Annotated in this window: 22 protein-coding genes; 13 read left to right on the top strand and 9 right to left on the bottom strand. The window is 74.9% G+C overall.

Annotated features, from left to right (window positions below; genetic code table 11):
* Nucleotides 1–24: 24 nt before the first annotated feature.
* A complete protein-coding gene (locus D7M15_RS05020) occupies nucleotides 25–891 on the bottom strand; it encodes an alpha/beta fold hydrolase (RefSeq protein ID WP_121516380.1) in 867 nt (288 codons plus the stop codon).
* A gap of 105 nt (nucleotides 892–996) precedes the next feature.
* Here D7M15_RS05020 and D7M15_RS05015 point away from each other — a divergent pair, with 105 nt between their 5' ends.
* Together D7M15_RS05015 and D7M15_RS05010 are read left to right on the top strand one after the other, a co-directional pair.
* A complete protein-coding gene (locus D7M15_RS05015; RefSeq protein ID WP_121516379.1) occupies nucleotides 997–1,383 on the top strand; it encodes a helix-turn-helix domain-containing protein in 387 nt (128 codons plus the stop codon).
* A gap of 89 nt (nucleotides 1,384–1,472) precedes the next feature.
* Entirely contained in the window at nucleotides 1,473–2,183 is a 711-nt protein-coding gene (locus D7M15_RS05010) for a phenylalanine--tRNA ligase beta subunit-related protein (protein ID WP_121516378.1), read from the top strand.
* 101 nt (nucleotides 2,184–2,284) lie between these two features.
* On the opposite strand, the gene D7M15_RS05005 is transcribed toward D7M15_RS05010, so the two are convergent.
* Both D7M15_RS05005 and D7M15_RS05000 read right to left on the bottom strand, forming a co-directional pair.
* Entirely contained in the window at nucleotides 2,285–2,917 is a 633-nt protein-coding gene (locus D7M15_RS05005) for a TIGR03085 family metal-binding protein (RefSeq protein ID WP_121516377.1), read from the bottom strand.
* A 27-nt stretch (nucleotides 2,918–2,944) separates the two neighbouring features.
* Complete coding sequence (locus D7M15_RS05000; RefSeq protein ID WP_121516376.1) at nucleotides 2,945–3,775, bottom strand: hypothetical protein; 831 nt, start codon at nucleotides 3,773–3,775, stop codon at nucleotides 2,945–2,947.
* A 162-nt stretch (nucleotides 3,776–3,937) separates the two neighbouring features.
* Between D7M15_RS05000 and hisI the strand changes: the two genes are divergently transcribed.
* From hisI to lgt, 11 genes are all read left to right on the top strand, one after another.
* Complete coding sequence (gene hisI / locus D7M15_RS04995) at nucleotides 3,938–4,321, top strand: phosphoribosyl-AMP cyclohydrolase (protein WP_121516375.1); 384 nt, start codon at nucleotides 3,938–3,940, stop codon at nucleotides 4,319–4,321.
* Nucleotides 4,322–4,489: 168 nt separating this feature from the next.
* Nucleotides 4,490–6,013 carry an anthranilate synthase component I gene (locus D7M15_RS04990; protein ID WP_121516374.1) on the top strand — a complete coding sequence of 508 codons (1,524 nt, stop codon included), beginning with the start codon at nucleotides 4,490–4,492 and terminating at the stop codon, nucleotides 6,011–6,013.
* On the top strand, nucleotides 6,010–6,735 hold the full coding sequence (locus D7M15_RS04985; protein ID WP_121516373.1) for a TIGR02234 family membrane protein: 726 nt from the start codon (nucleotides 6,010–6,012) through the stop codon (nucleotides 6,733–6,735). The genes D7M15_RS04990 and D7M15_RS04985 overlap by 4 nt, the downstream gene beginning before the upstream one ends.
* An 80-nt stretch (nucleotides 6,736–6,815) precedes the next feature.
* Nucleotides 6,816–7,100 (top strand): HGxxPAAW family protein, encoded by a 285-nt coding sequence (locus tag D7M15_RS04980; protein ID WP_121516372.1) that lies wholly within the window; start codon nucleotides 6,816–6,818, stop codon nucleotides 7,098–7,100.
* A 287-nt stretch (nucleotides 7,101–7,387) separates the two neighbouring features.
* Nucleotides 7,388–7,768 carry a DUF2752 domain-containing protein gene (locus tag D7M15_RS04975; RefSeq protein WP_240649580.1) on the top strand — a complete coding sequence of 127 codons (381 nt, stop codon included), beginning with the start codon at nucleotides 7,388–7,390 and terminating at the stop codon, nucleotides 7,766–7,768.
* A gap of 147 nt (nucleotides 7,769–7,915) precedes the next feature.
* Entirely contained in the window at nucleotides 7,916–8,725 is an 810-nt protein-coding gene (trpC, locus tag D7M15_RS04970) for an indole-3-glycerol phosphate synthase TrpC (protein ID WP_206337323.1), read from the top strand.
* Between the two features lie 7 nt (nucleotides 8,726–8,732).
* Entirely contained in the window at nucleotides 8,733–8,954 is a 222-nt protein-coding gene (locus D7M15_RS04965) for a hypothetical protein (RefSeq protein ID WP_121516369.1), read from the top strand.
* Nucleotides 8,955–9,241: 287 nt separating this feature from the next.
* A complete protein-coding gene (trpB, locus tag D7M15_RS04960; RefSeq protein WP_121516368.1) occupies nucleotides 9,242–10,516 on the top strand; it encodes a tryptophan synthase subunit beta in 1,275 nt (424 codons plus the stop codon).
* 35 nt (nucleotides 10,517–10,551) lie between these two features.
* Nucleotides 10,552–11,391 (top strand): tryptophan synthase subunit alpha, encoded by an 840-nt coding sequence (trpA, locus tag D7M15_RS04955; protein WP_121520230.1) that lies wholly within the window; start codon nucleotides 10,552–10,554, stop codon nucleotides 11,389–11,391.
* 166 nt (nucleotides 11,392–11,557) lie between these two features.
* Nucleotides 11,558–12,307 (top strand): thioredoxin domain-containing protein, encoded by a 750-nt coding sequence (locus tag D7M15_RS04950; RefSeq protein ID WP_121516367.1) that lies wholly within the window; start codon nucleotides 11,558–11,560, stop codon nucleotides 12,305–12,307.
* 171 nt (nucleotides 12,308–12,478) lie between these two features.
* Nucleotides 12,479–13,537 carry a prolipoprotein diacylglyceryl transferase gene (gene lgt, locus D7M15_RS04945; protein WP_121516366.1) on the top strand — a complete coding sequence of 353 codons (1,059 nt, stop codon included), beginning with the start codon at nucleotides 12,479–12,481 and terminating at the stop codon, nucleotides 13,535–13,537.
* 78 nt (nucleotides 13,538–13,615) lie between these two features.
* Here lgt and D7M15_RS04940 read toward each other — a convergent pair whose 3' ends face one another.
* From D7M15_RS04940 to D7M15_RS04915, 6 genes are all read right to left on the bottom strand, one after another.
* A complete protein-coding gene (locus D7M15_RS04940) occupies nucleotides 13,616–14,899 on the bottom strand; it encodes a CoA transferase (RefSeq protein WP_121516365.1) in 1,284 nt (427 codons plus the stop codon).
* A 66-nt stretch (nucleotides 14,900–14,965) separates the two neighbouring features.
* Nucleotides 14,966–15,916 carry a ribokinase gene (gene rbsK / locus D7M15_RS04935; RefSeq protein ID WP_276314426.1) on the bottom strand — a complete coding sequence of 317 codons (951 nt, stop codon included), beginning with the start codon at nucleotides 15,914–15,916 and terminating at the stop codon, nucleotides 14,966–14,968.
* Between the two features lie 17 nt (nucleotides 15,917–15,933).
* Entirely contained in the window at nucleotides 15,934–17,274 is a 1,341-nt protein-coding gene (locus D7M15_RS04930; RefSeq protein ID WP_121516363.1) for an extracellular solute-binding protein, read from the bottom strand.
* Nucleotides 17,274–18,092: a carbohydrate ABC transporter permease gene (locus tag D7M15_RS04925; RefSeq protein WP_240649578.1), complete on the bottom strand. Its 819-nt coding sequence runs from the start codon at nucleotides 18,090–18,092 to the stop codon at nucleotides 17,274–17,276. The genes D7M15_RS04930 and D7M15_RS04925 overlap by 1 nt, the downstream gene beginning before the upstream one ends.
* Nucleotides 18,093–18,166: 74 nt before the next feature.
* Nucleotides 18,167–19,060: a sugar ABC transporter permease gene (locus D7M15_RS04920; protein ID WP_121520228.1), complete on the bottom strand. Its 894-nt coding sequence runs from the start codon at nucleotides 19,058–19,060 to the stop codon at nucleotides 18,167–18,169.
* 71 nt (nucleotides 19,061–19,131) lie between these two features.
* Nucleotides 19,132–20,253, bottom strand: a complete 1,122-nt coding sequence (locus D7M15_RS04915; protein ID WP_240649133.1) for a LacI family DNA-binding transcriptional regulator — start codon at nucleotides 20,251–20,253, stop codon at nucleotides 19,132–19,134.
* Between the last annotated feature and the right edge of the window lie 38 nt (nucleotides 20,254–20,291).

Raw genomic sequence — 20,291 nt, 5'->3', positions numbered from 1 at the left:
CCGCGACCCCGGCGCCCGTACGGGTCACTCCGGGGTGGTGGACAGGAACGGGCGGAGCAGGGCCAGCAGTTGGTGCGGGCGGTGCAGCGGCACGATGTGCCCGCAGTCCTCGAGGACGTGCCCCGTCAGGTCGTCCGCGAGCGGCCGGAGCTGCCGCTCAAGGGCCGGGCCGACGGGCCGGGCGCCCACCGCCAGGGTCGGCACGGTCAGCCGCGCGCCCGCCGTGGCCCGCGCGAGCTGGGCGGCGCTCGTGGGCAGCGCCCGGTAGTACGAGAAGGCGCACCGCAGCGCCTCCCGCCCGGTGTACGCGCGGACGAACGCGTCCCGCAGCTCCGGGCGCACCCCCTCGCCGAGCGTGCCCGCGCGCAGGAACCAGTCGACGTACTCCGCCTCGTGCCCCTCCAGCACCGTCTCGGCCAGTCCCGGCACGGCGTGGAAGCCGAACCACCACGGCGGCCCGTCCGCGAGGAAGTCCTCCGCGCCGGGGAGCCCGCCGAGCAGGGACTCCATGACGACGAGCCGCCGTACGAGCCCCGGGCGGCGCAGCGCGAGCAGGAACGCGGGCGGCGTGCCCGCGTCGATGCCGACGACGGCGGCCGACCGTACGTCCAGCGCCGCGAGCAGCGCCGCCGCGTCCCCGGCGAGCGTCTCCGCGTCGTAGCCGTCCGCGGCCCGGTCGCTCGCGCCGAACCCGCGCAGGTCCGGGGCGATCACCCGGTGGCGGTCCGCGAGCCCCGCGATCACGTCCGTCCACAGCTCCCAGGTGTGCGGGAAGCCGTGCAGCAGCAGTACGGCGGGGCCGGAGCCGGTCACGGCGACGTTCAGCCGTACGCCGTCGGGGAGGGTGACGGAACGCAGCTCCGGGCGTACGGCGTGCGGGAGTTCGGGCATGGGAAGCTCCAGGTGGTGGGCGGTAACCAATGGTGACAAGAGCACGCTAGGCGGCTAGCGTGGGCGGCCCAAGACGGCACTTTCCCCTCAGGTGGTGAGCTGCGGGTGACCACGGACGTACCGGCCGGGCGCGGCGACCTGTTCGATCCGCGTTGTCCCACGCGGCAGTTGCTGGACCGCGTCGGCACCAAGTGGACGTCGATGGCGATCAAGGTGCTGGCCGAGGCGGCGCCGGGGGAGGTCCGGTTCGCGGAGCTGCGCCGCCGGATGCCGGGCGTCTCGCAGAAGATGCTGTCGGTGACGCTGCGCGCGCTCGTACGGGACGGGCTGGTGGCCCGCCGCGTCGAACCGACCGTGCCGCCGGGCGTGCACTACCGGCTCACCGACCTGGGGCTGTCGCTGGACGGCCCGCTCGCCGCGCTCCGGGACTGGGCGGAGACGCACATGCCGGAGGTCGACCGCAACAACCGCCGGGCGGACGCGGACGCGTGACCGGAGGGTGACCGCGCGGGCAGCTGGACGGGGGTCTGTGGTGCACTAGGGTGGACCTGGCAGTTCATCACAGCGACCTGAGGAAGCCCGTGCCCTTCGACGCCGACCACTGGCTGGACACCGCCGCCATCGATCCCGCCGTACGCGAACTGCGCCCGGACTACCGCGCGTTGCTCGTCGTCGCCGACGGCCTGACCCCGGGCCCCAGCGACGACCTCAGCGAACGGGTGCTCGCCGCCGCGGAGGAACGGGCCCGCGCGCGGTTCGCGGACGCGCCCCCGGAGGAGCACCCGCATCTCGCCGCGTGGCGCGAGGCGTTCCGCGCCTTCGGCGCGAAGCCCCAGCGCACGCGCCCGAGCGCGGAGGCGCTGCTGCGCCGTCTGGACGCCGGGCTGCCCCGCGTGGACCGGCTCACGGACCTCTACAACGCGGTGTCGATCACCCACGCCCTGCCGCTGGGCGGCGAGGACCTCGACCACTACCGCGGCCCGGCCCGGCTCGTACGGGCCGAGGGCGACGAGCCGTTCGAGGTCACCACCGGCGGCGAACCGGCCGTGGAGCACCCGCGCCCCGGTGAGGTGGTGTGGCGCGACGACGCGGGCGTCACGTGCCGCCGCTGGAACTGGCGGCAGTGCGTACGCACCCGCCTCACGTACGACACCACGCGCGCCCTGTTCGTGTGCGACGCGCTCGGCCCGCTGACGGACGGCGAACTCGCGGCGGCGGGCGAGGAGTTGACCGCGTACCTGGCGGAGGCGTCCCCCGGCGCCCGGATCGCGTCGCGCGTCCTCGCGGACTGACGCCGTACGGCGCGGGGCGGGGCGGGGCGGTGCGGTCGTACGGCAGCACGGCGCCCCCGGAGCCGAGGCTCCGGGGGCGCCGTCACGGGTGCCGATGAGGGTCAGAGACCGAGTCCCGCCTCCTGCGCGCGGGCCACCGCTTCCTTCTCGCCGTCCAGCTCCACCCGGGCCGAGTCCTGCCGACCCGTGACGAACATCAGCAGCTCGGACGGCTCACCGGTGGCCGTGACGACCGGCGTGCCCTTGCGGGCCACCGTCGTCTGCCCGTTGGGGCGGCGCAGCACGAGCCCGACGGGGCACTTGCGGCCGTACAGCTTCGCGGCCGTCTCCAGCCGCCGCCACAGCACGTCCGCGAAGACCGGGTCCAGCTCGCGCGGCATCCCGTCGCCCCCGGCGCGTCGTACGTCCTCGGCGTGCAGGTAGAACTCCACCGTGTTCGCCGCCTCGTCCACCTGCTTCAGCGCGAACGGGGACATGCGCGGCGGCCCCGTGCGCAGCAGGTGGATCAGCTCCTCGTACGGCTTCGCGGCGAACTCGCCCTGCACCCGCTCCAGTCGCGCGGCCAGCGGCTTGAGCAGGAGACCGCCCGCCGCGTCGCTGCGGCGCTCGCGCACCACGACGTGCGCGGCGAGGTCGCGGGTCCGCCAACCCTCGCACAGCGTGGGGGCGTCGGGCCCGGCGGACTCCAGCAGGTCGGCGAGGAGCAGGCGTTCACGTTTGGCATGGGTCGACATGCCGCAAGCGTACGCCGGTGGGGCCCGTCAGCCCGGGAGGGGCTTGTCGAGCTTCGTGCCGTTGAGGGAGTTGCTGAGGGTGAGGGAGCAGGAGATGGTGTCCTGGCCCCGGATGCGGTACGTCTCCAACGACGGGTAGATCGCGTAGAAGTAGTAGTTGCGGCCGTCCTGCGGGATCTTCTTGAGCCGCTCGGCGGCGTCCGCCTTGCACAGCTCCAGGACCTTGCTCTGGAGCTCCGTCTCGGAGGAGAAGGTGCCCGTCAGCTTGTCGTTGGCGATCACCTCGCCGTTGTGCGGCCCGTTGCACGAGCGGGTCTCGACCTCCGTCACGGCGCTGCTGAGCGCCGGGTGGTCGAAGCACTGGCCCGGGTCCAGGACGACGAACGGCACCAGGTCCCCGGTCGTCGGGTCGGCGCCCGTCGTGGGCAGGCTGGGGCTGGGGATGTCGGTGGGTATGCCGGTCGGGATGTCCGTCGGCAGACCCGAACTGCTCGGCGTGTCACCGGCGCTCGGCGTGTTCGTCGCCTTGGCGCTGTCCGAGTCGCCGTCGTCGTCGCCGTTCATCAGGATGACGCCGCCCACGACCAGGCCCACCACCAGCACGGCGCCGATGAGGATCGCGGCGACCTTGCCGCCGTTGTTCCCCCCGCCGGGCGGCGGGGGCGGCGTGCCGTAGGGCGGCTGGCCGGGACCGCCGGGCGGCGGGCCGTACCCACCGGACTGGGGGCCCGGGTATCCGTAACCCTGGGAGGGGCCCGGCTGTTCCGGCGGGCCGAAGCCCTGAGGCGGGCCGAAACCGCCGCCCGAGCCGGGAGCGCCGGAGCCGTACGGGTCTTGCGGCGGCGGAGGGAAGCTCATGCCGAAAGGATGCACCATCGCACTGACATGCGGTCGCCGAGGGACGGGAAAAGCCCTTGTCGGGACCATGCTGTTACCCCCGGCCGCCCGGAGTACGCCCTTCCGTTACCCGACGTCCCACGCGGGTGCGTCCGGCGGCCCGTCGGACGGCAGAATGGCCGCATGTCCTCTGCCACATCCCGTACCCCCTCCGACGGCCCCGGCTCCCTCGACCCGGCGGTCGCCGGGCGGCTCAAGCGGAACGCCGACGGACTCGTCGCGGCCGTCGCCCAGCAGTACGACACCGGCGAGGTGCTGATGCTCGGCTGGATGGACGACGAGGCACTGCACCGTACGCTCACCACCGGCCGCTGCACGTACTGGTCGCGCAGCCGGGGCGAGTACTGGGTGAAGGGCGACACCTCCGGCCACTTCCAGTGGGTCAAGTCCGTCGCCCTCGACTGCGACGGCGACACCGTCCTCGTCAAGGTCGACCAGGTCGGCGCCGCCTGCCACACCGGCGACCGGACCTGCTTCGACGCCGGGCTGCTCGCCTCCGGCGACTGACCCCGCACCGGACCGCGCACCCGGACCCCGCCGAACCGACCGGCCCCGCACCGGACCGGCCGCGGCCCGTACGGCCGCAACCCCCGCCCCCCGCCCGGCCGTTCGCGCGGCGACGCACCCGCCCCTCGACCTCCCCCGAACCACACCACCTCCCCGGAGACAGGCGCCATGACGACACCGGACCTCGCCACCTTCCGTACGCTCGCGAAGGACCGCCGGGTCATCCCGGTCACCCGGCGCCTGCTGGCGGACGGGGACACCCCCGTCGGGCTCTACCGCAAGCTGGCGGGGGAGCGGCCGGGCACGTTCCTGCTGGAGTCGGCGGAGAACGGCCGTACGTGGTCCCGCTACTCCTTCGTCGGCGTCCGCAGCTCCGCCGCCCTCACCGTCCGCGACGGGCGGGCGCACTGGCTCGGCACCCCGCCCGTCGGGGTTCCCACCGACGGCGACCCGCTGCACGCGCTCCGCGAGACCGTCGAGGCCCTGCACACCCCGCGCGACCTCCACGAGGCCGGTGAACTCCCGCCGTTCACCGGCGGCATGGTGGGCTACCTCGGCTACGACGTTGTACGCCGCCTGGAGAAGCTCGACGACAGCACGGTCGACGACCTGCGCGTGCCCGAGCTGACGATGCTGCTCGCGTCCGACCTCGCCGTGCTCGACCACCGCGACGGCACGGTGCTGCTCATCGCCAACGCCATCAACCACAACGACCTCGACACCGGCGTCGACGACGCCCACCGCGACGCCGTGGCCCGCCTCGACGCGATGACCGCCGACCTCGCGCGTCCCGTGCCCACGGGCACGACGCCGCTGCCGCCGTCCCGGCTGCCGGAGTACACGGCGCGGACCGGCGGCGCCCCGTACCGGGCGGTGGTCGAGGACATCAAGGAACGCATCCGGGCGGGCGAGGCGTTCCAGGTCGTGCCCTCGCAGCGGTTCGAGACGCCGTGCGCGGCGGGGGTGTTGGACGTGTACCGGGTGCTGCGGGCCACCAACCCCAGCCCGTACATGTACCTGTTCCGCTTCGAGGACGACGACGGCGGCTTCGACGTGGTCGGTTCGAGCCCCGAGGCGCTGATCAAGGTCGAGGACGGGCACGCCCTGCTGCACCCCATCGCGGGCACCCGGCCCCGCGGCGACACCCCGCAGCGGGACGCGGCGCTCGCGGACGAGATGCTGGCCGACCCCAAGGAGCGCGCCGAGCACCTGATGCTCGTCGACCTCGGCCGGAACGACCTGGGGCGGGTGTGCGCGCCCGGCAGCGTCGAGGTCGTCGACTTCATGTCCGTCGAGCGCTACAGCCACGTCATGCACCTCGTGTCCACCGTCACCGGCCGCCTCGCGGAGGGCCGTACGGCCTTCGACGCGCTCACCGCCTGCTTCCCCGCGGGCACCCTCTCGGGGGCGCCCAAGCCGCGCGCCCTCCAGATCATCGAGGAGCTGGAGCCCACCCGGCGCGGCGTCTACGGCGGCTGCGTCGGCTACCTCGACTTCGCGGGCGACTCCGACACGGCCATCGCGATCCGTACGGCGCTGCTGCGCGGCGGCACCGCGTACGTGCAGGCCGGGGCCGGTGTGGTCGCCGACTCCGACCCCGCCTCCGAGGACATCGAGTGCCGGAACAAGGCCGCCGCCGTGCTGAGGGCGGTCGACACCGCCGGACGGCTCGGCGGTAGCGTGGAGGCGTGACTTCCGAACCCCCCGCCGCCACCCGGGCCACCACCCGGGCGCCCCGCCGCGCGCTCGCGGCCGCGCTGCCGTGCGGGGCGCTGGGCGCCGCCCTGGTGCTGGTGGCCGCCGGGCAGGTGTGGAGCGAGAGCAGCGCGTCGTTCGCCGACGGGACCCTCCCGCTGGAGGCCGACGGCAACGACATCAGCGGACTCCCCAGCGCGCTCGCCCTGGTGGGGCTGGCCGCGCTGGTCGCCGTGTTCGCGGTGCGCCGGGCCGTACGGTTCGGTGTCGCCGCGCTGCTGGCCCTCTGCGGCGCCGGGACGGTGGCGACCGCCGTCCTCGGCGCGCGCGACACCGCGGCGCTGAAGGACAAGGCCGCGCAGGCCAGCGGGCTGGCGAGCAGCGGCATCGGCGACGTGACGCACAGCGCCTGGCCGTACGTCTCGGCCGCGGGCGGCGTGCTGCTGCTCGCCGCGGGCGTGCTGGCGCTGGTGTACGGGCGGTCGTGGCCGTCGATGGCGGGCAGCGGCCGGTACGAGCGCACCGTCCGCCGCCCCGGCCGCGGGCCCCGGGCGGAACGGCGGACGGACGCGGACGGGCGGCCCGCGGGGTCGGGGCGGTCCGCGAGCGCGGGTCCGGCGGGCGACGGGAAGACGCCGCCGTCCGACCCGGACGAGCGGCCGGAGGACCTGTGGAAGGCGCTCGACCGCGGTGAGGACCCCACGTACGGCACCCCCTGAGGCGGGTGGCCCCGCGCGCGGGGGAGAATGGCGCGGGCGGGCTCCGTAGGTCCGCCCAGTTCATCGATGAGGAGCAGTCAATGGCGGGCAACAACCACGGACACACGCCGGCGGCCTGGACCGGCGTCACCATCACCTTCCTCGGCTTCTGCGTCGGCGGGGTCTACACGGTGATGGCCGAGCCGGTCGGCGTCGCGGCCGGAGGCGCCGTGGCCCTTCTCGGCGGCGTGGTGGGTATGGCCATGCGCGCGGCCGGTATGGGCCAGAAGCCGCAGCGGCAGGCGCCGGTCCCGCAGAAGCGGGAGCAGGGGACGCCGCAGGCGGCCGCGGGCCAGGAACCGGCCACGGCGTCGGCGCAGTCCTGACCGGGGCGCGGTCCCGACCGGGGACGCGGCGCTGACCTCGGCCCGGCGGTGAGGTCGGCCCGGCCCCCGGGCCAGGCCCCCGTGCCGTCCCGGCGCACCGCCGTCCCGGCCCGCCCGCGCGGTCACCGACCGCGCGCGGGTGGACCGGCGGGCGCCCGGCGGGGAAGGTGGGGAGTGTGAGCGATCCGACCGGTGCCCGCGGGTGGTGGCGTCGCCCCGCCGGTCCGCGTGCCGCGTACGGGCCGGGGCGCGGCCCCCTCGTACGGCTCGCCGCACCCGTCGCGGCGCTGGTGGCGACCGTGGCGGCCGTGGGCTTCGTCGGCGCCGTCGACCCGAACGAGCCCGGCCACTACCCGGCCTGCCCGCTGCTGAGCCTGACCGGCGTCCTCTGTCCCGGCTGCGGCGGGCTGCGCGCGGCGCACGCCGTCGCGCACGGCGACGCGGTCGCCGCGCTGGGCGCCAACGCGCTGGTGGCGGTGGCCTTCCCGGCGCTCGCGGTGCTCTGGCTGTGCTGGGTACGGGAGGTGCTGCGGCGGCGTCCGGTGGTGTCGGCGGTGGCGCTGCTGCCCGTACCGCCGCGCGCGGTCCACGGCTGGGTGCTGGGCGGGCTGGTGCTCGCGTTCACCGTGGTGCGGAACCTGCCGTTCGGTGCGGGCCTGGCCCCCTGACGGACCCCTGACCTGACCCCTGTCTCCCGGCCGTTCTGTCCGGAATGTGAGATTTGGGGCAACCGGATGCGGGTGCTCCGCTCCTCGGCGGATACCATCGGACTGCCTTTACCGACCATTCCCTCAGCCATGAAGGGGGCCGCTCGCGTGAGTGTGCTCGACGAGATCATCGACGGCGTCCGCGAAGACCTGGCCGAGCGGCAGGCGCGCGTCAGCCTCGACGATCTCAAGCAGCGCGCCGCGGCGGCACCGCAGGCGAAGGACGGGGTCGCGGCGCTCAAGGGCGACAGCGTCAAGGTCATCTGCGAGGTGAAGCGCTCCAGCCCCTCCAAGGGCGCGCTCGCCGCGATCGCGGACCCCGCCGGGCTCGCCGCCGACTACGAGGCGGGCGGCGCCTCCGTCATCTCCGTCCTCACCGAGGGCCGCCGCTTCGGCGGTTCCCTCGCCGACCTGGAGGCGGTCCGCGCCCGCGTCGACATCCCCGTGCTGCGCAAGGACTTCGTCTTCACCGCGTACCAGCTGTGGGAGGCGCGCGCGTACGGCGCGGACCTCGTGCTGCTGATCGTCGCCGCGCTGGAGCAGGAGGCGCTGGTCTCCCTCGTCGAGCGGGCCGAGTCCATCGGGCTCACGCCGCTCGTCGAGGTGCACGACGAGGAGGAGGTCGAGCGCGCGCTCGCCGCCGGCGCGAAGCTGGTCGGCGTCAACGCCCGCAACCTCCGCACGCTGGAGGTCGACCGCGGCAACTTCGAGCGGATCGCCCCCGAGATCCCCGACCACGTGGTGCGGATCGCGGAGTCGGGCGTACGGGGCCCGCACGACCTGATCGCGTACGCGAACGAGGGTGCCGACGCCGTACTCGTTGGAGAGTCCCTCGTCACCGGCAAGGACCCCCGGGCCGCCGTCGCCGACCTCGTCGCGGCCGGTGCCCACCCCGCGCTCCGGCACGGGCGGAGCTGACCCCGCCATGACCGCCGCGCCCGCCGCCACCTCCGTGCCCGTCGCGCCCACCGCGCGCGGACGCGCCGGTGCGCGGCCCCCGCTGCCGTACGCGGCGCTGGGCCGGGGGTGCCGCCCGCGCGGCTGCCGCGCGCCCGCCCGCCGGGTACGCGGTCGGCGCGTGCGCTACCACATCGGGTGCGAGCCCGGTCAGATCAACGGCCGCCGATGGCGGCGCCCCACGGCCTGACCGCGCCGCGCCGTACCGTCGCGAGCACCCCCGAGGGGTGGCCCGCGCGGCAACTGCCTTAGCGGGCCAGGTCGTTCGCGGGCGCACATCCGGGCCGTGGCAGCCCGTGCGCCCCGCCGTGTCCGTACGCCGCCCCTGGCGCCCGTACGCGCGCGTTCCCGTACGTCTCCGTGCCGCCGCCCGTCCCGCCGCGCCTCCGCGCGTGCCCACGGGCGTACGCGCGGACCCGTGCGCAGACTGTCCCCTGCATTCTTCCTTGATGTCCATTTCTGCGAGGAGTACGTCGGATGTCCGGCTTCTTCATTCCCGACCGTGACGGTCAGGTGCCCAACCCCGAGGGCTACTTCGGGATCTTCGGCGGCAAGTTCATCCCCGAGGCGCTCGTCGCCGCGGTGGACGAGGTGGCCGCCGAGTACGAGAAGGCCAAGGCGGACCCCGCGTTCGCCGCCGAGCTGGAGGAGCTGCTGGTCGACTACACCGGTCGGCCCAGCCCCCTCACCGAGGCCGCGCGGTTCGCCGAACACGCGGGCGGCGCGCGGGTGTTCCTCAAGCGCGAGGACCTCAACCACACCGGCTCGCACAAGATCAACAACGTGCTCGGCCAGGCTCTCCTCACCAAGCGCATGGGCAAGACCCGCGTCATCGCGGAGACCGGCGCGGGCCAGCACGGCGTCGCCACGGCGACCGCCTGCGCGTACTTCGGCCTCGACTGCACCATCTACATGGGCGAGGTCGACACCGAGCGCCAGGCGCTCAACGTCGCGCGCATGCGCATGCTCGGCGCCGAGGTGATCCCGGTGACCTCCGGCAGCCGCACGCTGAAGGACGCCATCAACGAGGCGTTCCGCGACTGGGTGGCCAACGTCGACCGCACCCACTACCTCTTCGGCACCGTCGCCGGTCCGCACCCCTTCCCCGTCCTCGTCCGTGACTTCCACCGGGTCATCGGCGTCGAGGCGCGCCGTCAGATCCTGGAGCGCGTCGGGCGGCTGCCCGACGCGGTGGCCGCCTGCGTCGGCGGCGGGTCCAACGCGATCGGCCTGTTCCACGCCTTCATCCCCGACGCCGACGTGAGGCTGGTCGGCTTCGAGGCCGCCGGACACGGCGTGGACTCCGGCGAGCACGCGGCGACCCTGACCGCGGGCGAGCCCGGCGTGCTGCACGGCTCACGGTCGTACGTGCTCCAGGACGACGAGGGACAGATCACCGAGCCGTACTCGATCTCGGCGGGCCTGGACTACCCGGGCATCGGCCCGGAGCACGCGTACCTGAAGGACTCCGGACGCGGCGAGTACCGGCCCGTCACCGACGACCAGGCGATGCGGGCGCTGCGGCTGCTGTCCCGTACGGAGGGCATCATCCCGGCCATCGAGAGCGCGCACGCGCTGGCCGGGGCGCTCGACCTGGGCAAGGAGCTGGGGAAGGACGGCGTCGTGCTGGTCAACCTCTCCGGGCGCGGCGACAAGGACATGGACACGGCGGCCCGCTACTTCGGGCTGTACGACGGCGAGGACGGCACCGGGGACGGCGACCGCGCCCGGGGCGAGGGGGCGGACAAGTGAGCGGACCCGTGGACACGCGGACGGACACCTCGGCGGTGCCGCCCGCGGACGGAGCGGCCACCGGCAACGTCGAGCTGCTGACCGCCACCCTCGCCGCCGCCGCGGCCGAGAACCGGGCGGCGCTCGTGGGCTACCTCCCGGCCGGTTTCCCCACCGTGGACGGCGGCATCCAGGCGTGCGTCGCGCTGCTGGAGGGCGGCTGCGACATCGTCGAGGTGGGCCTCCCGCACAGCGACCCGGTGCTGGACGGACCCGTCATCCAGACCGCCGACGACATCGCGCTGCGCGGCGGCGTACGGATCGCGGGCGTGCTCCGTACGGTCCGCGAGGCGCACGCGGCGACGGGCGCGCCGGTGCTGTGCATGACGTACTGGAACCCGGTCGACCGCTACGGCCCCGAGCGCTTCGCCGCCGAACTCGCCGCGGCGGGCGGCGCCGGGTGCATCCTCCCGGACCTGCCCGTCGAGGAGTCCGAGGGCTGGCGGAAGGCCGCCGAGCGGCACGGCCTGGCGACCGTCTTCGTGGTCGCGCCCTCCAGCGGCGACGAGCGGCTGGCGAAGATCACGCGGGCGGGCAGCGGCTTCGTGTACGCGGCCTCGCTGATGGGCGTGACCGGCACCCGCGCGTCGGTCGGCGAGCAGGCGGCGGAGCTGGTGCGCCGTACGAAGGCGACGACGCCGCTGCCGGTGTGCGTCGGCCTCGGCGTCTCGACGCCCGCGCAGGCGGCGGAGGTCGCGGCGTTCGCGGACGGGGTGATCGTCGGGTCGGCCTTCGTGAAGCGGCTGCTCGACGCGGGTGACGACCTCGCGGCGGGCCTGGCGGACGTACGGGCACTGGCGGGCGAACTGGCCGCGGGGGTACGGACGCGCGGCTGACGGCCGGTGCTGCTGGTGTCGTTGGTGCTGCCGGTGCCGCCGGTTCGGGTGGGGCGCGCGGCTCGGGGTGGACCCCGGACCGCGCGCCCCGGCGCGTCCTCCTTTCGGGGGAAACCCGGGGGAGGTGGACGCGCGGGCGTCGCCCGGTTCGTTGGCCCAGATTGTGATGAGCGAGAAGAACCGCGAGGGAAAGCGCAGCGCCCGTGAGCGCTTGCGGGAGCAGCAGGAGCGCGAGAAGGCCGCGGACAAGCGCGTCCGCGCGCTGAAGGTGGCGGGCGTGATGGTCGGGGTGCTCGCCGTCGCGGGCGCGACCGGCGCCGTCGTCGCCAACAGCGGTGGCGACGACGGCGGCAGCGGCGACACGACCTCCGCCAAGCCGGTCACGCAGGGCGCGGCGGCGGCCCCGGCGACCCTCACCGTCTACGAGGACTTCCGCTGCCCGGCCTGCGCCCAGTTCGAGAACCAGTTCCGGGGCACGATCCGCGAGCTGGAGGAGGCCGGGAAGCTGAGGACCGAGTACCACATCGTCACGATCATCGACGACAACATGGGCGGCAGCGGCTCCACCAACGCCGCCAACGCGGCGCTCTGCGCACGCGACCAGGGCAAGTTCCGGCCGTACCACGACGTGCTGTTCGCCAACCAGCCCGGCGAGCAGGACGACGACTTCGGCGACGGCGAGCGCCTCGTCGAGCTGGCGGGCAAGGTCGACGGGCTCGTGGGGCCGTCGTTCGAGAAGTGCGTCGAGGACGGCCGCCACGGCACCTGGGTGGAGCGGTCCAACAACGCCTTCCTGAAGTCCGGGCACAACGCGACGCCGACCGTGCTGCTGGACGGCGAGAACGTGTACGCGGACCAGAGCGACCCGCTGACCCCGCAGAAGCTGGCCAAGCTGGTCGAGGCCAAGGCGGCGTAGGCGCGCGGACGTACGGGAGACGGCGCGCGGGCGGAGGCGTACGGGCGTACGGGAGACGGCGCGCGGCCGGGCCGTACGGGCAGGTGGACGGGGGAGCGCGGCTCGTTATGGAGCCGTTGTGCCGGGCGGATTGCCCACGCGGGGGCCGGGCACGGTAGCGTCGGTGAAGCCATGGACACCCTTGCCTTCATCCCGAGCCCCTCCGCCGGCGAGATCCATCTCGGACCGGTGCCGTTGCGCGGCTATGCGCTCTGCATCATCGTCGGTGTCTTCTTCGCCGTCTGGCTCGCCGGGAGGCGCTGGGTCGCCCGTGGCGGCCAGGAACACACGGTCGCGGACATCGCCGTGTGGGCCGTCCCGTTCGGACTGGTCGGCGGACGCCTCTACCACGTGATCACCGACTACCAGCTGTACTTCGGCGACGGCCGCAACTGGGTCGACGCTTTCCGCGTGTGGGACGGCGGCCTCGGCATCTGGGGCGCCGTCGCCCTCGGCGCGGTCGGCGCGTGGATCGGCTGCCGCCGCCGGGGCATCCCGCTGCCCGCCTTCGCGGACGCCGTGGCGCCCGGCCTGGCCTTCGCGCAGGCGATCGGGCGCTGGGGCAACTGGTTCAACCAGGAGCTGTTCGGGCGCGCGACCGACCTCCCGTGGGCCGTGCGGATCGACCCGGAGAACCGTCCGGTCGACTCGCCGGACCTGGCGACGTACCACCCGACGTTCCTGTACGAGTCGCTGTGGTGCGCCGGTGCCGCGCTGCTGGTGATCTGGGCCGACCGGCGCTTCCGGCTCGGCCACGGGCGGGCCTTCGCGCTCTACGTCGCGCTCTACACGACGGGCCGTTTCTGGATCGAGTACATGCGGGTCGACGACGCGCACGAGGTCTGGGGCATGCGCCTCAACAACTGGACGTCGATCGTCGTCTTCCTGGGCGCCGTCGCCTACTTCGTGATCTCCCAGCGGCGCAGGCCCGGCCGCGAGGAGGTCGTGGAACCGAACGCGCCCGACGGCGCCGAGCGCGCCGGGGACCGCGAGGACGGTGACGAGGACCGCGGTGAGGGCGCCGAGGGCGGCGAGCAGGGCGACGAGCCCGCCGCCGGGAAGGGCGCCGTCCCGGACGGGGACGCCGCCACCGGCAAGGACGCCGACGCCGACGCCGATCCGGACGCAGATCCGGACGCGGACGACCCGGCCGGGACGGGTTCCGGGCGGGGCGCCACCAAGAAGCTCTGACGGCACGGACCGACCGGACCACACGGCGCGCGGGACCCCACGGGTTCCGCGCGCCGCCGTGTCAGCGGCCGGGCCGGTTCACAGCGCGCCGTTCTCCCGCAGCGTCCGCAACTCCTCCGCGCCGATGCCCAGTTCGGCGAGGACCGCCTCCGTGTCGGCGCCGTGCGGGCGACCCGCCCAGCGGATCGCGCCGGGGGTCTCCGAGAGCCGGAAGAGGACGTTCTGCATCCGGATGGTGCCCAGCTCCTCGTCCTCGACCTCGGTGATCGAGCCGAGCGCGCGGTACTGCTCGTCCTCCAGCACGTCCCGTACGTCGTTGATCGGCGCCACCGCCGCCTCCGCCCGCTCGAAGGCGGCGATCACCTCCGCGCTGTCGCGCTCCGCGATCCAGTCCCCGACGGCCGCGTCCAGCTCGTCCGCGTGCCGGGCCCGCCCGGCGCCGGTGCCGAACCACGGCTCGTCCACCAGCTCCGGCCGCCCCACCAGCCGCATCACGCGTTCCGCGATGGACTGCGCGGACGTGGAGACGGCCAGCCAGCGGCCGTCCCGGGTGCGGTACGTGTTGCGGGGCGCGTTGTTGGTGGAGCGGTTGCCGGTACGGGGCTGGACGTAGCCGAGCTGGTCGTACCAGAGGGGTTGCGGCCCCAGCACCGTCAGCATCGGCTCGATGATCGCCATGTCCACGACCTGGCCGCGGCCGGTGCGCGCGCGGCCGTGCAGCGCCGTCATCACCGCGTACGCCGTGGACAGCGCCGCCACCGAGTCCGCCAGCCCGAAGGGCGGCAGCGTCGGCGGCCCGTCCGCCTCCCCGGTGACCGCCGCGAACCCGCTCATCGCCTCGGCCAGCGTGCCGAACCCGGCGCGGCGGGCGTACGGGCCGACCTGCCCGAAACCGGTGACGCGCGCCAGCACCAGCCGCGGGTTGACGGCGGACAGCTGCTCCCAGCCGAGGTCCCACTTCTCCAGGGTGCCGGGGCGGAAGTTCTCGACGATCACGTCCGCGTCGGCGGCCAGCCGCAGCAGCACGTCGCGGCCGCCGGGCGTGGACAGGTCGAGGGTGATGGTGCGCTTGTTGCGGCCGAGCAGCTTCCACCAGAGTCCGACGCCGTTCTTCGCCGGGCCGTGGCCGCGCGACGGGTCGGGCCGGTGCGGGTGCTCCACCTTGATCACCTCGGCGCCGAAGTCACCGAGGAGGGTGGCGGAGAGCGGACCGGCGAAGAGGGTGGCGAGGTCGAGGACGCGTACGCCGTGGAGCGGCGCGACGGGCTCGGCGGGCTCGGGCGCGGGCTCGGCGGCGGCCGGGTCCGGTGCCGGGTCGGGCTCCGGGGCAGGGGCGGCGGGTGCGGCGTGCGAGTCGTTCATCAGCGCGTTCGTTCTTCCTGGCTCGGTCGTACCGGGATCGGGCGGGAGACGTGCGGTCGGGCGCGGTCAGCGGCCGGGAGCGGGTGTGCCGGTGTCCGCGGCGTACGTGTCGAGGTACGCGTCGATCTCGCGCCGGTACGGCATCGACGCCGACGCCCCCTCCCGCCGTACGGACAGCGCCGCGGCGGCCGACGCCCAGGCCAGCGCGGCGGCCATGGGCCGCCCCTCGCCGCGCGCGACGGCGAGCGCGCCCACGAACGTGTCGCCCGCCGCCGTCGTGTCCGCCGCCCGCACGCGCGGCGCGGGCACCCGTACGGGGTCGGCGCCGCGCGCCGCGTACAGGCAGCCCGCCGCGCCGAGCGTGACGACGACCTCCGGCACGGCGGACAGCAGCGCGACCGCCGCCCGCTCCGGGTCGGAGGTGCCGGAGAGGGCGGCGGCCTCGTGCTCGTTGGGCACCAACAGGTCGGTGGCGGCGAGGAGTTCGTCGGGGAGCGGCCGCGCGGGCGCGGGCGTCAGCACGACGCGTACCCCGTGCGCGCGGGCCGTACGGGCGCCCGCGAGGACGCCGGGCAGCGGGGTCTCCAGCTGGAGGAGGAGCGTCCCGGCGGCGGCGATCCGAGCCTCGTCGCCGCCGGTGAGCGCGTCCACGGCGGCGTTGGCGCCGGGGACGACGACGATGGAGTTGCCGCCCGCGTCGTCCACCACGATGTGCGCGGTGCCGCTGGCGCCCCCGGTGGTGCGCAGCCCGTCGGTGTCGACGCCCGCGTCGGTGAGCACCGTACGCAGCCGGGTGCCGAAGGCGTCCGCGCCGACCGCGCCGATCATCGTCACCGCGCCGCCCGCGCGCGCGGCGGCGACGGCCTGGTTGGCGCCCTTGCCGCCGGGCACGGTGTGGAACGCGGTGCCGGTCACGGTCTCGCCGCGGCGGGGCGCGGTGGGGACGTACGCGACGAGGTCCATGTTGGCGCTGCCCAGTACGGCGACGGCCGCGCGGGCCGGGGGAGCGGGGGTCACGGTCGGGGCCTCTCCTGTCATCGCTGGTACCGGGCGAGGACCCGGTTGCCGTCCCCGACGAGCCGGTCCCGCAGCGCGCCGAGCCCGATGCCGCCGCTGTAGAACTCCTGGAACGCGGGCGTCGCGATCTTGTCCGCCCACTCGGCGTAGCCCCGCACGCCCAGCACGGGCGACGCGCGCAGGTCGGCGGCGGCGCGTACGCCCGTACGCCAGCCGTGGCGCGGGGAGTTCAGGTCCGGGTCGCGCAGGGCCGCGGTGCCGGTCGGGACCATCCAGTCGCCCTTCGCCAGCCGCGCCATGTGGTCGGTACGGGTCAGGAAGGCGACGAACGCCATGGCGTCCTCCTTGCGCGCCGTGTCCCGCGCGATGGACAGCGTCTGCGGGCTGACGCCCTGCCCGCCACCGGAACGCCCGCCCGTACCCGTACCGGAACCCGTACCCGTACCGGAGCCGTCCCCCGTACCGGCGGGCATCGGCAGCGTCACCCACTCGAAGCCGTCCGGCGCCTGCTGCCGCACCTGCTGCCGGAAGGAGAAGTTCAGCGGCACCATCGCGTACCGCCCGGCGAAGAACCCGGGCAGCGTGTCCGAACCGCCCATGCCGAGGGCCCCCTTCGGGGCGGTACGGGCGTCGTGGACCTGCCGCCGTACGACCTCCGCGACGTACGAGTCGGGGGCGTCGAAGCGGACCACGTTCCGGCCGTCCTCGCGGTGGAAGACGGCGCCGCCGGTGGTGAGGGAGAGGTTCACCGACTGGTTGACGGGCTCCTTCATGGCCCAGGCCACGCCGTACGCGCCGCCGCCCCGCAGCTCCCGCGCCGCGTCCTCGAACTCCGGCCAGGTCCACGGCCGTTCGGGCTCCGGGGCGCGTATCCCGGCCCGTTCCAGCAGCTTCCGGTTGGCGATCAGCACGCGCGGCTCCTGCATCAGCGGCACGCCGTAGACGCCGCCGTCGGAGAAGGTCGCCATGTCCCAGGACCGGTCCGGGATCCGCCGCCGCAGCCCGGCGGGCAGCAGCCCGCGCAGGTCGGTGAGGTAGCCGCCGTGGGCGAAGTCGGTGAGGTCGTTGGCCTCGTCGTGGATGACGTCGGGCGCCTCGCCGCCCTCGAACGAGGTGAGCAGCTGGTCGTGGACGGTGTCCCAACTGCCCTGCACGTAGCGCACCTTCCGGTCCGGGTTGCGGGCGTTCCACTCGGCGACGAGCGCCTTGTTGGCGGCGACGGACTCCCGCTGCCAGGCCAGGCTGAGGTAGTCGAGCACACCGTCGTCGCCGCGCCCGGAGCAGCCGCCGAGCAGCGTGCCCGTGCCCGCGGCGGCCAGCGCGCCGGACGCGGCGCCGAGGAAGCGGCGGCGCCGCATCAGCCCTTCACCGCCCCGGCCGCGATGCCGCCGACGAGCTTCCGCTGGAGCACGGCGAAGAACAGCAGGCTCGGCAGGGTCGCGAGCAGCGCGGCGGCGGCGAGCGGCCCGAGGTCGGCGGCGCCCTCGTCGCCGAGGAAGTGCGTGAGGATCACCGACATCGTCTGTTTCTCCGGGGACTTGAGCAGCACGAGGGCGAAGAAGAACTCGTTCCAGGCGGTGACGAAGGAGAACATCAGCGTCGCCACCACACCCGGTGTGAGCAGCGGCAGCACCACGCTGCGCAGCGTACGGAGGCGGCCGCACCCGTCGATCGCCGCGGCCTCCTCCAACGAGGCGGGCACGGCCCGTACGTACCCCTGGAGCATCCACAGCGCGAACGGCAGGTTCCACACCACGTACACGAGGATCAGCCCGAACAGCGAGTCGACCAGCCGGAGGTTCTTCAGCACCAGGAACAGCGGGATGATCACCAGCACGAACGGGAACATCTGGCTGACCAGCACCCAGCCCGTGGTCGCCCGGCCGACCGGCGAGCGGTAGCGCACCGTCGCGTACGCCGCCGGGACCGCGACCAGCACCGACACGGTCGCCGCCGTGCCCGCCACCAGAAGGCTGTTCAGCGCCGAACGGGCCAGCGGCTGCTGGTCGAACGCGGCGCGGAAGTTGTCCAGCGACCAGTGCCGGGGCAGCCACGCGGGGTCGACCGAGCCCAGCTCCTGCGGCGACTTGAACGCGCTCGACACCAGCCAGAGCAGCGGGAACGCGAGGAAGACCAGGTAGCAGAGCAGCGCCCCGTACTGCCCCGCGCGGCCCAGCGCCGTACGGAGCCCGCGCCGCCGCGCACGGGGTGCCGGGGCGGGCGCGGTGTTCGACCGTGCCGTGCCGCCGCTCACCGGTCGACCTCCGTCAGCCGGTTGCGCAGGAAGACCGTCAGCAGGACGGCGACGACCGCGATCATCACCAGGCCCATGGCGGCGGCGTAGCCGAACTGCCCGTAGCGGAACGCCTCCTCGTACGCGAACAGCGTCGGCAGCCGCGTCTCACCGCCGGGACCGCCCTGCGTCAGCACGTACACCAGCCCGAAGGAGTTGAAGTTCCAGATGAAGTTGAGCGCGGTGATCGAGAACACGACGGGTCGCAGCGCGGGCCAGGTCACCGCGCGGAAGCGGCGCCACACGCCCGCGCCGTCCAGGGCGGCGGCCTCGTGCAGGTCGCGCGGCACGTTCTGGAGCCCGGCGAGCAGCACCACCGTCGTCTGCGGCATGCCCGCCCACACGCCGACCGCGATCACGGCGGGCAGCGCGAGGGACAGGTCGGCCAGCCAGTTGACGTTCTCGGTGATCAGGTGGAGGTCGCGCAGCGTGGCGTTGAGGACGCCCGCGTCCTGGTGGTAGACGAGCCGCCACATGATGCCGATGACGACCTCCGGCATCGCCCACGGGACGAGCGCGAGCGTACGGGCCAGCCAGCGGAAGCGGAGGTTCTGGTCGAGCAGCAGCGCGAGGCCCAGCGCCAGCGCGAACTGGATCGCCGTCACGCACACCGCCCACACCAGGCCGATCCGGAACGAGTCCCAGAACAGCGTGTCGTACCGCAGGTCCGCGAAGTTGTCGACGCCGATCCACCGCGTGGGGTCCGTACGGCCCGCCTGCGCGTCCGTGAACGCCAGCGACAGCCCGTACAGCAGCGGCCCCACGCTCAGCACCAGGATCGGCAGCAGCGCGGGCAGCAGCAGGAACCACGCGTCGCGGTCCAGGCCCAGCGCGGACCTCCGCTCGCGGATCGTGCGGGGCGGGGGCGTGCCGCGGTCGCCGGGGGTACGGGCGTCGGGGCCGGTCGCGGTACGGGTGCCGGTCACGTCGCCACCCCCGGCGGGCGCGCGCCCGGGGCGGGCGGCGCGGAGGAGGCGCGTACGGCGAGCCGGGGCGCGACCGTCGCGGTGCGCGCGGGCGTACGGGCGGTGCCCGCGTCCCGTTCCGCGACGCGGGCGAGCAGCATTTCCGCGGCGATCCGGGCGCGTTCGGCGGCGCCCAGGTCGACGCTGGTGAGCGGCGGCCAACCGGCCTCGGCCAGCGGCGAGTCGCCCATCCCGGCCACCGCGACGTCCGCCGGGACGCGCAGCCCGCGCGCGTGCAGGGCGTGGGTCGCGCCGAGCGCCAGCCGGTCGTCGGCGCAGAGGACCGCGTCGACGCCGCCGCCGTGCCCCTCGCCCGTACGGCCGCCGCCTCCCGCCGGTCCGTCCAGCAGCCTGTGCAGGGCCCGCGTACCTGCCTCGACGGTGGTGTCGGCGTGCGCGACGAGCGCCGGGTCGGGCGTGAGGCCGCGGGCCGCGAGCGCCGCGCGGTAGCCGCGGTGCCGGTCGCGGCCGGGCGCGGTGCCCGCCGGGCCGTCGAGGAACGCGACGCGCCGCCGCCCGGTCCGCACCAGGTGCCGTACGGCCAGCTCCGCGCCCGCCGCCGGGTCGTCGCGCACGCCGTCGGCGGGCGGCTCCACGCCGTCGGGGAACGCGCCGAGGACGACGACCGGCTGCGCGGCCGTCCGCAGCGCCTCGACGTGCTCCGGCGTGACGTGGACCGGGCAGAGCACCAGCCCGTCGCTCGTACCGTCCGCGAGGCCGCGCAGCACGTCCAGTTCGTCAGCGACGGCGTGGGCGGTGTCGGCGGCGGTGTCGGTGGAGTGCAGCACGAGGCGGTAGCCGTGGGCCCGCGCGACGGCCTGGACCGCGCGGACCATCGCGACGTGGCCGGGGTCACGGAGGTCCCGTACGGCGACGCTGAGCTGCCGCGAGCGGCCGCCCTGGAGGGAGCGGGCGACGGCGTTCGGCACGTAGCCCAGCTCGGCGGCGGCCCGTTCGACGCGCCGTACGGTCTCGGGGCGCGCGCCGTGGCCGTTCAGCACCCGGGAGACCGACGCGGTGGAGACCCCGGCGCGCGTCGCGATCGTCTCCACCGTGGGAGGGCCGCTCGTCGACACCACGCGCACCCCCGTCCGCCGTCCGCCCGAGGGCCTGTAAA

The sequence above is a fragment of the Streptomyces sp. Z26 genome, assembly GCF_003665095.1.
Lineage (GTDB): Bacteria > Actinomycetota > Actinomycetes > Streptomycetales > Streptomycetaceae > Streptomyces > Streptomyces phytohabitans.
The sequence above is the reverse complement of the archived record's forward strand: the minus strand, read 5'-3'. Positions and strand labels throughout refer to the sequence as shown.

Coding starts and splice junctions, on each gene's coding strand:
- lgt (WP_121516366.1), top strand. CDS start 12,479: ATGGACACCCTTGCCTTCATCCCGAGCCCCTCCGCCGGCGAGATCCAT.
- D7M15_RS05000 (WP_121516376.1), bottom strand. CDS start 3,775: ATGAGCTTCCCTCCGCCGCCGCAAGACCCGTACGGCTCCGGCGCTCCC.
- D7M15_RS04965 (WP_121516369.1), top strand. CDS start 8,733: ATGACCGCCGCGCCCGCCGCCACCTCCGTGCCCGTCGCGCCCACCGCG.
- D7M15_RS04940 (WP_121516365.1), bottom strand. CDS start 14,899: ATGAACGACTCGCACGCCGCACCCGCCGCCCCTGCCCCGGAGCCCGAC.
- D7M15_RS04990 (WP_121516374.1), top strand. CDS start 4,490: ATGACGACACCGGACCTCGCCACCTTCCGTACGCTCGCGAAGGACCGC.
- D7M15_RS05005 (WP_121516377.1), bottom strand. CDS start 2,917: ATGTCGACCCATGCCAAACGTGAACGCCTGCTCCTCGCCGACCTGCTG.
- trpB (WP_121516368.1), top strand. CDS start 9,242: ATGTCCGGCTTCTTCATTCCCGACCGTGACGGTCAGGTGCCCAACCCC.
- D7M15_RS04930 (WP_121516363.1), bottom strand. CDS start 17,274: ATGCGGCGCCGCCGCTTCCTCGGCGCCGCGTCCGGCGCGCTGGCCGCC.
- hisI (WP_121516375.1), top strand. CDS start 3,938: ATGTCCTCTGCCACATCCCGTACCCCCTCCGACGGCCCCGGCTCCCTC.
- D7M15_RS05020 (WP_121516380.1), bottom strand. CDS start 891: ATGCCCGAACTCCCGCACGCCGTACGCCCGGAGCTGCGTTCCGTCACC.
- D7M15_RS04950 (WP_121516367.1), top strand. CDS start 11,558: ATGAGCGAGAAGAACCGCGAGGGAAAGCGCAGCGCCCGTGAGCGCTTG.
- D7M15_RS04980 (WP_121516372.1), top strand. CDS start 6,816: ATGGCGGGCAACAACCACGGACACACGCCGGCGGCCTGGACCGGCGTC.